At 32.0% G+C, this 12,437-nt stretch carries 13 protein-coding genes, 1 pseudogene and 1 riboswitch; of the genes and pseudogenes, 13 read left to right on the top strand and 1 reads right to left on the bottom strand.

Features of this window, described 5'->3' with window-relative positions; translation table 11 throughout:
• A pseudogene (locus BMZ74_RS10215) lies at positions 1–219 on the bottom strand (IS21 family transposase); the annotation flags it as partial.
• 119 nt (positions 220–338) lie between these two features.
• Between BMZ74_RS10215 and BMZ74_RS10210 the strand changes: the two are divergent.
• The 13 genes from BMZ74_RS10210 to BMZ74_RS10150 all read left to right on the top strand — a co-directional run bounded on the left by BMZ74_RS10210 (position 339) and on the right by BMZ74_RS10150 (position 12,377).
• Entirely contained in the window at positions 339–1,172 is an 834-nt protein-coding gene (locus tag BMZ74_RS10210) for a pentapeptide repeat-containing protein (protein WP_089862144.1), read from the top strand.
• A 206-nt stretch (positions 1,173–1,378) separates the two neighbouring features.
• Positions 1,379–2,026, top strand: a complete 648-nt coding sequence (locus BMZ74_RS10205) for an O-methyltransferase (protein ID WP_089862143.1) — start codon at positions 1,379–1,381, stop codon at positions 2,024–2,026.
• Between the two features lie 172 nt (positions 2,027–2,198).
• Complete coding sequence (locus BMZ74_RS10200; RefSeq protein WP_089862142.1) at positions 2,199–2,738, top strand: GNAT family N-acetyltransferase; 540 nt, start codon at positions 2,199–2,201, stop codon at positions 2,736–2,738.
• Positions 2,739–2,785: 47 nt separating this feature from the next.
• Positions 2,786–3,250: a GNAT family N-acetyltransferase gene (locus tag BMZ74_RS10195; RefSeq protein ID WP_425432343.1), complete on the top strand. Its 465-nt coding sequence runs from the start codon at positions 2,786–2,788 to the stop codon at positions 3,248–3,250.
• Positions 3,251–3,330: 80 nt separating this feature from the next.
• Positions 3,331–3,846: a dihydrofolate reductase gene (locus BMZ74_RS10190; protein WP_089862140.1), complete on the top strand. Its 516-nt coding sequence runs from the start codon at positions 3,331–3,333 to the stop codon at positions 3,844–3,846.
• Entirely contained in the window at positions 3,843–4,637 is a 795-nt protein-coding gene (locus tag BMZ74_RS10185; RefSeq protein ID WP_089862139.1) for a thymidylate synthase, read from the top strand. Before BMZ74_RS10190 ends, BMZ74_RS10185 begins: the two co-directional genes overlap by 4 nt.
• 52 nt (positions 4,638–4,689) lie before the next feature.
• Positions 4,690–5,211: a GNAT family N-acetyltransferase gene (locus BMZ74_RS10180; RefSeq protein WP_089862138.1), complete on the top strand. Its 522-nt coding sequence runs from the start codon at positions 4,690–4,692 to the stop codon at positions 5,209–5,211.
• A 248-nt stretch (positions 5,212–5,459) separates the two neighbouring features.
• Positions 5,460–6,302 (top strand): ABC transporter ATP-binding protein, encoded by an 843-nt coding sequence (locus BMZ74_RS10175; RefSeq protein WP_089862137.1) that lies wholly within the window; start codon positions 5,460–5,462, stop codon positions 6,300–6,302.
• On the top strand, positions 6,253–7,134 hold the full coding sequence (locus BMZ74_RS10170; protein WP_089862136.1) for an iron-hydroxamate ABC transporter substrate-binding protein: 882 nt from the start codon (positions 6,253–6,255) through the stop codon (positions 7,132–7,134). Before BMZ74_RS10175 ends, BMZ74_RS10170 begins: the two co-directional genes overlap by 50 nt.
• A 98-nt stretch (positions 7,135–7,232) precedes the next feature.
• Positions 7,233–8,237 carry a FecCD family ABC transporter permease gene (locus tag BMZ74_RS10165; protein WP_089862135.1) on the top strand — a complete coding sequence of 335 codons (1,005 nt, stop codon included), beginning with the start codon at positions 7,233–7,235 and terminating at the stop codon, positions 8,235–8,237.
• On the top strand, positions 8,237–9,244 hold the full coding sequence (locus BMZ74_RS10160; RefSeq protein ID WP_089862134.1) for a FecCD family ABC transporter permease: 1,008 nt from the start codon (positions 8,237–8,239) through the stop codon (positions 9,242–9,244). Before BMZ74_RS10165 ends, BMZ74_RS10160 begins: the two co-directional genes overlap by 1 nt.
• Positions 9,245–10,116: 872 nt before the next feature.
• Positions 10,117–10,239, top strand: a riboswitch (cyclic di-AMP (ydaO/yuaA leader).
• Between the two features lie 140 nt (positions 10,240–10,379).
• The gene (locus tag BMZ74_RS10155) at positions 10,380–11,702 is read left to right on the top strand and encodes a TrkH family potassium uptake protein (RefSeq protein WP_089862133.1); all 1,323 of its coding nucleotides are present in this window, start codon (positions 10,380–10,382) and stop codon (positions 11,700–11,702) included.
• 21 nt (positions 11,703–11,723) lie between these two features.
• Positions 11,724–12,377, top strand: coding sequence for a potassium channel family protein (locus BMZ74_RS10150; RefSeq protein ID WP_089862132.1), 654 nt, complete (start codon positions 11,724–11,726; stop codon positions 12,375–12,377).
• The last annotated feature ends 60 nt before the right edge of the window (positions 12,378–12,437 follow it).

Genomic DNA, 12,437 nt, shown 5'->3' with positions numbered 1-12,437 from the left:
TTCATGGTTAGCTTTAACCATTTCTTTTATTCGATCTTTGAAATCTCCATTTACTGGCTGTGGTCTTTCAGTACTTAGTCTGTACTTTTGCTCTGGATTCTCAATTGCTCTGGTTATCGTATCTCGGTGTAATCCAGTTTCCCGAGCAATAGCTCTTTTGCTTTTCTTTTGATTAAAATACAAAAATCTAATATAATTATATTGTGCCATTTCTATCACCTTTCTTACCTCCCGCATAATATGATTTGTGGTTAAATCAATTATACAGGAGGCGGTGATAGAATGGTACATTTTTCGTTTAGCAGACCATTAATTTTGGTATACTTTTAGTTTAGTATATGCAGGGAATAACGATTCATGGAGAAGAAATTGATTTCCCTAAAAAAGATAATTTTGAAAATATAGATTTTTCCTACTCACATTTTAATCATTGTGAATTCAAAAATGGATATTTTCGCTGTTCCTTTAACTTTGCGAAATTTCATAAAGTTACTTTTCGTAATTGTATTTTCCATAATAATGTGTGGTTAGGAGCAAAATTTGAGAAATGTAAATTTATTAATTGTGATTTTATTGAAGGCTCTAAATTTACTAACTGTAGTTTTTCTAATACAAATTTTAAAAATTTTTTTACAGAAAAAAACTTGTTTTTAGATTGTAAATTTAATTCTACAGTAAATATTGAGGAACCTGTTACATCTTTTGTTGCTCATAAAGGATCAATGAGTTCAGAGTATGATTATTCATTTTTGAGTGACTTTTATAATTCTATTCAACAGGCTTTTAAAGCAGATAATGTTTACGATAAAAAAAGAAAATATTTTTTTAAATCTAAACAAGCAGGAACAAATCATAATAATGATGGATTAATAGATTATTTATATAAGAAAATTTTAATAGAATGGTTAACTGGTTACGGGGTTAAACCATTTAGAGCATTTATAGGTGGCATGTTAATCATTGCTGTTTTTTCTTTTATTTATTATTTAAATTTATATAGTATAAGTCAGTCAATATTAACAAGTGTTAGTGCCTTTTTTACATTGGGAATTTTTCCTTCATTTTTCAGTCAAAATTATAAATTATTATATGTAGCTGAAGGAATTTTTGGATGGCTTATTTTAGGGTTGTATTTAACTACGCTTGTAAATGTTTGGTTTTCTGAAAGATAGAAGTGCAACTTCAGATAACAGAGTATTCCCGTTACGCCAAAGACCATGGCTACTCTTCAAGACATGCTCTCTGTCACAAAGCTTGCCATGAATGAGGTAAGTGTTTAAGCAGCAAACTTTGCGCCAGGCCTAACGGCACGAGCACGTCGGGAATACTCGGGACGTTATCTGCAATAATGGCTAAAAGTATAAAGGAGATGAAAAACATGGATTTAGAAAGAATCAACAAGTATATAGAAAATTTGTATAAGGATAAAGAAGAACTAAATCGCAAAAAATTTCAAGATGAAACAGAATTAAAAGATTTTATACCAGTAGTAGATGATGATGTAGCTCGTTTCTTGAAATTAATAATTACAATAAGTAGTTCAAGGGATATTTTAGAAATAGGGACAAGCATTGGATATTCAGCAACATCAATGGCTCAAATACTAAAAAAATATAAAGGTCATATAACAACAATCGAGTTTGATGAAGCTGTAGCAAAACAAGCTAAAGAGAATTTTATTAAATCTGGAGTTGCTGACATAATTGATATAAAAATTGGTGATGCTAAAGTAATTATCCCGGGTTTAAATAAAAAATATGACTTAATATTTCAAGATGTAGACAAAAGGCTTTATCCTGTTTTATTTGATGATTGTATTAAGTTATTAAAACCTGGAGGAATATTAGTTGCAGATGATACATTGTTTCCTGTAATAGATTTAGATCCCAAATGGCATTACTTAATTCCAGCAATTGAAGAATTTAATAAGTTGGTTATGACTGATGATAGAATTGAAAGTACTATTCTACCTATTGGTGATGGAGTTACAATAGCCCTGAAGAAGCAGATGAATATTACAGTTTGATTGCTGAACCAGACGCGATCTCAAATTTCAGTAAGGTTATGCTAAACCATAAATAATTTTTAAAAAGAAGAGAGATTCATTATAAATATGAATAATATTATATGTAATCGAGGCAAAAATTTATAACAGCCCTGATAAAGAAAAATAAGCTCTGCAATAGGAGGTAACTAACTTGCAGCTTAAAAAAGTTTCCCGGGAATTACCAGGTGGATTAATGGAATTTTTAGATGACTTTAATAAAGGAGAGAATGGGGTATCAGGACCAAATCTTAACTCTCCCAACTTTAGTGTTGAAAGATATCTAAATAGATTGATTTTAATGGAAAAAGCTGATCAGCTTAAACCTGACTTTGTTGCAATGACTACATACTGGCTAGTTACTCCTAATAATTATGTTATTGGGCTCAGTAAATTAAGACATAAACTTACTAAAGAGCTTTTAAATTGTGGAGGTCATATTTCTTATTATATTAAAAAGTCGGTTAGAGGAAAAGGGATTGGAACAGAATTATTAAATAAAACTCTTCAAGAAGCCAAAAAGCTAGGAATTAGTAAGGTTTTACTTACAGCTGATATCGATAATCTAGCTTCAATTAAAGTTATTATAAAAAACAATGGTAAATTGGCAGACACAAGACATTATAAAGATTCCAAGAAAATGTTTAATCGTTACTGGATTGATTTATCTAAAATTAAAGTTAAAAAAAGTTAGCAAATTGATTAGTAAGACAAGCTAGGAGGTTAGTTATGAGTAAATTAATTGAACAGGTTGTGATTAGTAAAACTGCTGAAATTAGTGATGATTTGTATGAATTATTATTATTAGCAGACCCTTCATCAAAAATGATTAATTCTTATCTGGCCCGGGGATTAATCTTTATTGCCAGCCTTAAGCATGATATTATTGGTGAATATATCTTGCTCAAAACACGACCTAATATTTTAGAAGTTGTTAATATTGCCGTTAGAGAAGATTATCAACAGCAGGGTCTGGGGAAATTTTTGCTTAATGATGCAATTGAACGAGCTCGCCTGGCTGGAGCAGAAAGACTAGAGATTGGCACAGCAAATTCTAGCTTGTTTCAACTAGCATTATATCAAAAACTTGGATTTAGAATTGTAGGAATTGATAAAAATTATTTTTTAAGGCATTATAATAAGCCACTATACGAAAATAAAATTCAATGTTTTGATATGATAAGATTAAGTAAAAAACTAGTTTAGATAAAATAGCCTGTTTAGCTTTCTTTGCTTTAAATTTCTTGCTATAATAGTAATAATGAATTTTTTAGTGAGGTGTAATTATGAGTTTAGCAATTATTGTAGCAATGGATCAGAATCAGTTAATTGGTGATAAAAATAAAATTCCCTGGCAGCTGCCAGCAGACTTAAAATACTTTAAAAAAACTACTACTGGTTCACCTGTTATTATGGGAAGAAAAACCTTTGAATCAATTGGGTTTCCTCTTCCAGAACGAGAAAATATCATTTTGACTAGAGATAAAAATTATACAGCTGAAGGATGTGAAATAATTAATTCACCTGCTGAAATACTGACTAGATTTACTGATCAAGCTCAGCAAGCTTTTATTATTGGAGGAGCAGAAATTTATCGAATCTTTCTCCCCCAAACTGACAAATTATATTTGACAATTATTGAAAATAAGTTTTCGGGAGACACTTATTTTCCCGAAATTAATTGGCAAAATTGGACTTTAGTTAGTAAAGAGCAGGGGATTAAAAATAGTCAAAACCCTTATCAATATTTTTTTCATATTTATCAGCGTAAAACTAAAGCAATTGGGAGTGAACTCAAATGAAACAATACCTTAAGATGTGTCAACATATTTTAGATAATGGAATAGATCGCTCTGATCGTACAGGGACAGGAACCAGAAGCGTTTTTGGATATCAACTTCGTTTTAATTTACAGGAAGGATTCCCTTTGCTGACAACTAAAAAAGTTTACTGGAAAGGAATTGTCTACGAACTGCTCTGGTTTTTAAAGGGTGATACGAATATTAAATATTTAAATGATAATAATGTACATATTTGGGATGAGTGGGCTGATCAAAATGGTAATTTAGGTAAAGTTTATGGACACCAGTGGCGCAGCTGGGGTAAGCAAAATGGTGATACGGTTGATCAAATTGCCAATTTAATTGAACAGATTAAAGATAATCCTTATTCGAGAAGATTAATTGTAAATGCCTGGAATGTCGGAGAATTATCTGAGATGGCTCTTCCGCCCTGTCACTTGCTTTTTCAATTCTATGTGGCAGATGGTAAGTTGTCCTGTCAATTATATCAACGATCATGTGATACCTTTTTAGGAGTTCCTTTTAATATTGCAAGCTACAGTCTTTTAACTCATTTAATAGCTCAGATAACAGATCTTGAAGTTGGTGATTTTATCTGGACTGGTGGTGATGTTCATATTTATCATAATCACTTTGAACAAGTAAAAAAACAGCTAGCAAGAGAAACGAGACCACTGCCTGAAGTTAAACTCAATCCTGAAATTAAAGATATTTTTAAATTTAATTATCAGGATATTAAATTGCTTGGTTATGATCCTCATCCTGTCATTAAAGGAAAAGTATCAGTCTAAGTTAGCATAATTATAAATGTAATAGTTTAAATTAAAAGGAGAAATGATAGCAATGATCAAGCAAGGCGATTTAACTGCAGTACAAAATTTAAAAATTAGATTAGCTAAAGCAGCTGATTTTGAAAAATTATGGCCAATTTTGCAGTCTGTAATTAGAAAAGGTACTACTTATGAATATCCAGCCGATATGACTAAGAAAGCAGCTTTCCATGCCTGGTTAGAAAAACCTGAATATACTTATTTGGCAGAAAGAAAGGGAGAAGTTATAGCTACTTATTATATCAAAACCAATCATAGTGGTCAGGGAAATCATGTTTGTAATTGCGGTTATATGGTTGCACCTAATTTTCGTGGACAAGGAATTGGCAGTTTTCTATGTCAGGATTCACAAAAAAGAGCTTTAGAACATGGCTATCGGGCTATGCAATTTAACTTTGTTGCTTCAACAAATTTATCAGCAGTAAGACTCTGGCTAAAGTTAGGCTATAAAATTGTGGGACGTTTACCAGAAGCATTCAATCATCCTGAAGCTGGTTTTGTTGATGCTTATGTAATGTATAAATTTTTAAAATAAATAAAACTTAACAATAAAGCTGGTTTATTTTTATTAATAGTTTAGATTTCTGCTTATGTAAGAGAATAAATGAATAAATAGCAGTAATTTACTCATATTTATAATTAGCAGAGTTTATTGTGCTTGAAAATATTGTCTAATTAATTTATACTAAAGTAAGTTGCCATTTTTAAAAGAGCAGCTTATTTTTTTGTCAATTAATTGATAATGAATCTCGTTTTCATCTTAACCTATAAGGAGGTATACTAATGATTTTAACTACTAAAGATTTAAATATAGCTTATGGTGACAATCTGGTAGTTAAAGATTTAAATATAGATATTCCTGAACATAAAACTACTATTATTATTGGAGCTAATGGGAGTGGGAAATCCACAATGTTAAAAACTATTAGTAGAATAATTCCCTATCAATCAGGAAAAATAATTTTAAATGGGAATGATATATCTAATTTTGATACTAAAGAATTAGCTAAAAAATTATCTATTTTGCCACAAAGTCAGGAAATTGCAGACGGGCTGACTGTTGGAGAACTAGTATCTTATGGCCGCTTTCCTTATCAGAGCAGTTTAGGTAGATTGTCTGAACATGATTATCAAGTAATTAATTGGGCTCTCAAAGTTACTGGGACTGATGTGTTTAAATATCGATTAATTGATTCTCTTTCAGGTGGTCAGCGTCAGCGAGTCTGGATTGCAATGGCTCTTGCTCAAGAAACAGAAACTATATTTCTTGATGAACCAACTACTTACTTAGATTTAGCTCATCAATTGGAAGTTTTAAAGTTACTTGATAATTTAAATAAAAAGCAGGCCAGAACTATTGTGATGGTTTTACATGATTTAAACCAAGCTGCCCGGTTTGCTGATTATATAATTGCTATGAAATCTGGTAAAGTAATTAAAGCTGGCAAACCTGAAGCAGTGATTTCTGCTGAAGTTTTGAAAGAAATTTTTAATATAGAAGCCATTATTGGGCAAGATCCTCTGACAGGTAAACCAATGTGTATTAGTTATAACATAGCCGAAGGAGCTGATAAAAATGAAAAAGAAAAGTATAGTGACTATACTAACGCTGTTTCTAATTTTTAATTCAATTACTGTTTTAGCGGATTCAGGAGTTAGAATTTATCAGTCAGAAAATGGACCGGTTAAAGTACCTAGCAATCCTCAAAGAGTTGTTGTGCTTTCTACTTTTGCTGGTAATGTGCTTGCTCTGGGAGTTAATATAGTTGGAGCTGATAGCTGGGCTAAAAATAACTCTAATTATGATTTAGCAGGAGTTAGTACAGTAAGTGATCATAATCTTGAGCAAATACTAGCTTTAAATCCTGATTTGATTATTGGTCTTTCTAATCTGAAAAATATTAATCGTTTAAAAAAAATTGCTCCTACAGTTACCTTTACATATGGCAGACTAGGTTATTTGGAGCAGCATCTTGAAATTGCTAAACTACTTAACAAAGAAAAAACGGCTAAAGAGTGGATAGCAGATTTTAAAGCGAGAACTAAAAAAATTGGGAAAGCAATTAAAGACAAAATAGGCTCAGATGCTACAGTAACAGTTATCGAAACTTCTGCTAAAGAACTCTATGTGTTTGGTAAAAATTGGGGTCGTGGTACAGAAATCTTATATCAAGAAATGAATTTAAAAATGCCTCAGTCAGTAAAAGAATTAGTTTCGGAAAATGGTTATCAGACGCTTTCTTTTGAAGTGCTGCCAGAAATAGTTGGTGACTATTTAATTATTTCTCAAACATCAGGTAGTGAGATAGCTTTTCAGAAAACAGCAACTTATCAAAATATACCGGCTGTTAAACAGGAAAAAGTTTTTACCGCACCAGCTGATAAGTTTTATTTTAATGATCCAATAACTTTAGAATATCAGCTTCAATTTATAAAAAATAATTTTTTAAGTAATTAGTTTTATCATTTTTTATAAATAATTATTTATTTTACAGCTTAAACTTGGTTTAGCAGACTAGATAATTAAAATATTATTAATTAATAATGAGGGTTTTTATGCAAAAAAACAATAAAAGAATTTCATTTTCATATCTTTTAATAATTGCTTTACTGTTTTTGCTAATTTCATTTTTTCTGGCAGTTCGTTTTGGAGCAGCAGAAGTTAGTTTTAAACAAACCTGGCAGGCCTTAAGCTTCTCTGGTAATATAGAGGAAATTATAATACTACAGGAGATCAGAATACCGCGAGCTATAGCAGCAATTTTTGTAGGAGCTGCTCTGGCTGCTGCTGGAGCAATTATGCAGGGAATGACCAGAAATCCACTGGCTGATCCAGGTTTATTTGGTTTAACAGCTGGAGCTAATCTTTTTTTAGCTATTACTTTAGCTATTTTTCCAGCTATAGATTATCTGGGAACTATTTTGGCCAGTTTTATTGGTGCTGCAATAGGAGCAGGACTCGTTTTTGGAATTGCAGCTTTTAATCAAAAAGGGTTTTCTCCTTTAAAGATAGTACTGGCAGGTTCAGCTGTTTCTACTTTTCTTTATGCAGTTACCAGAGCTATAAGTATTTATTTTAAAATTTCTAAAAATGTTACAATGTGGACAGCTGGTGGACTAGTTGGTGTTGGCTGGTCACAGCTTAAACTTATTATTCCTATTATAATTTTTGGACTTGCTGGCGCTTTTTTATTAGCAAGACAGCTGACAATCTTAAGTTTAAAAGAAGAAATAGCAATTGGGCTGGGCCAGAAAGTTTTTCGAACTAAAATTATGCTATTTTTAATTATTATAATTTTAACTGGAGCGGCAGTTGCAGTAGTTGGGAATATAGTTTTTCTTGGTTTGATGATTCCACACCTAGTTAGAACTTTTGCTGGGAGAGACTATCGATTTGTAATGCCGCTTTCAGCTCTTACTGGCTCTATTTTTATGCTGTTAGCTGATCTTTTGAGCAGAACATTAAATGCTCCTTATGAAACTCCCGTTGTAGCAATTATTGCTTTACTTGGTCTGCCGTTTTTTTTAATTATTGTGAATAGAAGGAGAAGATACTTTTAATGATTGATCCAGCAATTATCAAAAAACAGCGCTTAATAATTTTGACTTTATTTTTAACTATTTTAATAACTAGCCTTCTCAATTTAATAATTGCTAATTCTACTTTATCAATTAAGAGAATAATTCCAATTTTATTTGGACAGGGAACTTTTAAAGAAAATTTTGTTATATTTTCTATTCGATTGCCCAGAATTATAATTACTTTGTTAGCTGGAATGGCTCTGGCTGCTGCTGGATCTATTTTACAGTCTTTAACCAGAAATGATTTAGCTGATCCAGGAATAATTGGGATTAATTCTGGAGCTGGTTTTGCAGTTGCATTATTTTTTCTTTATTTTCCAGTTCAGGCAGGTAAATTCATTTATTTTCTTCCTTTAGCAGCTTTTACTGGTGCTTTAGTTACTGCAATTTTAATATATCTTTTTTCTTATAATAAAAATAATGGTTTTCAGGCAATTAAGTTAATTTTAATTGGAGTCGGGTTTTCTACTGCATTATCAGGTGCAATGATAGTCTTAATTTCATCAGCAGATAAAACAAAAGTTGAATTTATTTCACGCTGGTTAGCTGGTGATATTTGGGGTACTGATTGGAGTTTTGTTCTGGCAATATTACCCTGGATTTTAGTTTTACTGCCTTTGGTATTATATAAATCTAATAGCTTAAATATTTTAGCACTTGGTAATGAAGTAGCTGTAGGTTTAGGAATGAATATCAAAAAAGAACAGATTAATTTATTAATTATTGCAGTTGCTTTAGCTGCATCAGCTGTTTCAATTACAGGAGGCATAGCCTTTATTGGTTTAATGGCTCCTCATATAGCTAAGTCTTTAATTGGTAAAAGAAATCAATTATATTTACCAGTAGCTATCTTAACTGGAGGCTGGTTACTTTTACTAGCTGATACAATTGGTAAAAATATTTTTGCTCCTCAGGGAATTGCAGCTGGGATAATGGTTGCAATTATTGGGGCACCTTATTTCATTTATTTAATTACAGTTAACTAAGTAAAAAAATAAAATATATTTTATTTTAATTCTCAGTTAAGAAATAGGATAAGCTATCCTTTTGCTAACTGAGAATTTTTTTATTAGTATTATTAAAATAATTAACAATATAGTACATTTTTTATATTTGAAAAAACTTGTGAACTATGAATAATATTATCAAAAACCAATCAAGAACAAATCCTTTCTAAAGTAGGTTAATAAGGGATGTGATAAAAACTTTCTTATTTTTTTGGGGGGGATTACAATTAACCTTTCATTTTTAAAACCAGCCTGCTTTCTCTGCTTGTTTATTTTGATCACCTCTAATAGAAATGAACTATATATTATATAAAGAAAAATGATGCTTTGAATTTAAGAGCTAACTTTGATTTTAGGTAAATTATATATTATAAAATTTAGCTTTTCAAACATTAACTAAGCTAGGATTAATAAATTAAGCAGCAAAATTGAAGATTAAAGAATATTCAGTTAATATAAAGTAAAGTTTATATGTAAATAAATGGTGCCCCCGGTAGGAGTCGAACCTACGCTCAAGGCTTCGGAGAGTTTTGTCGAAGTTCCGTATATTAGTATCTTTTCTTATAATCCCTGTCATAACAGCAATCTAGTGTTGGAAATATCCCATATAGTTGTAAAATACTGTATATTTTACTGCGGTATTTAACGGTGGCTGAGGCTCACTGCGGTGAAATCACGGTGGAAAATCGAATAAAATTAGCATCTCAATTGGAGATTATTTACCCTCAGAGAAACTTCATTTTGTTCAGTTATTGATGGAGTTTTCTGGGGGTTTTTGTTACTTCGGAAGAAATTATTTTTATCACTTATTTGACAAAATATTTATAATGTGTTTTAATATAGGAAAGAAAATAATTCTGTTGTCTAATCTCATCTGAGAGCGGGGGACCCAATTTTTGGGGCGAATCTATATTAGAAGAAGACCTTTACTTCTAGCCCGACAGCTAACTCCGTAGACTTTAAATAAGGGACAGACGTGATGCCACCATTATATTCTATATTATGGTGAAATTTATCTATTGGCACTACAGTCTATCTGTAGTGTTTTTTTGATTTTATAGAGTTTTGATTTATTTAATAAATACATAGATTTGTTTTGAGAGGAGTAGGGAGAATGAAGATCAGCAAGAAAAATTTAACCCCAGCACAGTACTTAGTTTTTGGTTATTTTATTATTATCATGCTGGGTTCAATACTTTTAATGCTGCCGATAGCGACAACAGATGGGCAGGGCTTAAATGCAGTAGATGCAGTATTTACAGCCACATCTGCCACCTGTGTGACAGGTTTAATTGTTGTTAATACTAAAGAAGCCTTTACTCATTTTGGTTCAACAGTTATTATGCTTTTGATCCAAATTGGTGGATTAGGTATCATGTCAATGTCTACCTTATTTGCCTTTATAATTGGGAAAAAGATTAGTTTAAAAGAAAGATTAATTATTCAGGAAGATTTAAATCAGTATCAGATTTCAGGTATGGTGAGACTGGTTCAGTATCTGCTTGGCTTTACCTTTGCAATTGAGGGAACTGCTGCAGTTATCTTATTTTTCCGTCTGGTTGAGGATTATCCTGCAGGGAGGGCAATTTATCTGGCTATTTTCCACGCTGTATCTGCCTTTAATAATGCTGGTTTTGATCTTTTTGGAAATAGCCTGGAAAACTTTACTGGTGACATAACAATTAACTTTGTGATTATGGCCTTAATTATTCTCGGTGGTATAGGTTTTGGAGTTATGGTCGAAGCTTATAATAGAGTCAGGTTTAAAAAATCAACTCTGCAGACTAAAATAGTTCTCGTCATAACATTAGCTCTTTTAATTTTTGGTTTTATAGTATTTTTTGTTTTAGAGTATGATAATACTCTTGCTGGTTTACCACTTCTCGATAAAACACTGGGGGCAATGTTTTTATCTGTAACACCAAGAACAGCAGGTTTTAATACAGTTGCAACCGGAGCTTTAAAACAGTCTTCACTCTTTATTATCATTATCTTAATGTTTATTGGTGCTTCACCCGGCTCGACCGGTGGAGGTATTAAGACAACTACTTTTGGAGTGATGCTTGTTACCTTAAAAAACATGATAACAGGTAAAGAAGATATGGAAGTATATAACCGCCGCTTTGAAAAAAAGATTGTCTATGAGGCTTTTACTATTACAATGCTGGCTGCCGGCCTTGTTGTCTTAGTAACTACGCTTTTATTAGTGATCGAAGACTTTCAATTTATAGATGTTTTGTTTGAGACAGTATCCGCCTTCGGTACAGTGGGACTTTCAACAGGAATTACCGGTCAGCTATCTGATATCAGCAGAGTTTTAATTACAATTACTATGTTTGCTGGTAGAGTTGGTCCACTAACCCTGGCACTTGCCTTTGGCGAAAGAGTAAGAAAAGGAAAATATCATTATCCAGCAGAAAAAGTAATGGTCGGTTAATTTTGATAGGAGGACAAATAAATGAAGCAGTTTGTAGTAGTAGGTTTGGGTAGATTTGGAGCCAGTGTAGCAACGACTCTGGCTGAAAATGGACATGATGTTTTAGCGATTGACCGTGACCCAGAAAAGGTGCAGGCAATCAGTGCTGATGTAACTCATGCAGTAGAAGCTGATGCTACTGATGAAGAAGCTTTAAAAACTCTGGGAGTTAGAAACTTTGATGTGGCAGTTGTTAGCATTGGAGATAATGTTTCAGCAAATATATTGTGTACTTTAATTTTAAAGGAATTAAGTTTACCGTATGTAATTGTAAAGGCACCTGATAAATTACACGGCAAAGTTTTAACAAAAGTTGGAGCAGATAGAATTGTTTATCCAGAGCGTGATATGGGGGCAAGAATTGCTCAGAATCTTATCTCTTCCAATGTATTAGACTATATAGAATTTGCTCCCGAATATGGAGTGATAGAGCTGCTGGCAACTGACAAAATGACAGGAAAGTCTTTAAAAGAACTTGAATTAAGAGCCAGTTTCGATGTTAATGTAATGGCAATCAAGCGGGGAGAAAATATTCATATTTCTCCTGGTGCTGAGGATAAGATTGAAAGTGGAGATAAGCTGGTTTTAATGGGTAAAAACGAGAATCTTGATAAAATGCGTGACTTTGGTAATTAAACCTTTAGCTTCTATGGACTTCTAAAAAGTATGAATTACAACAAAAATAAATGAAAGATA

Source organism: Halanaerobium salsuginis (assembly GCF_900114545.1).
Classification (GTDB): Bacteria; Bacillota; Halanaerobiia; order Halanaerobiales; family Halanaerobiaceae; genus Halanaerobium; species Halanaerobium salsuginis.
This window is presented reverse-complemented; position numbering and strand designations above follow the sequence as displayed.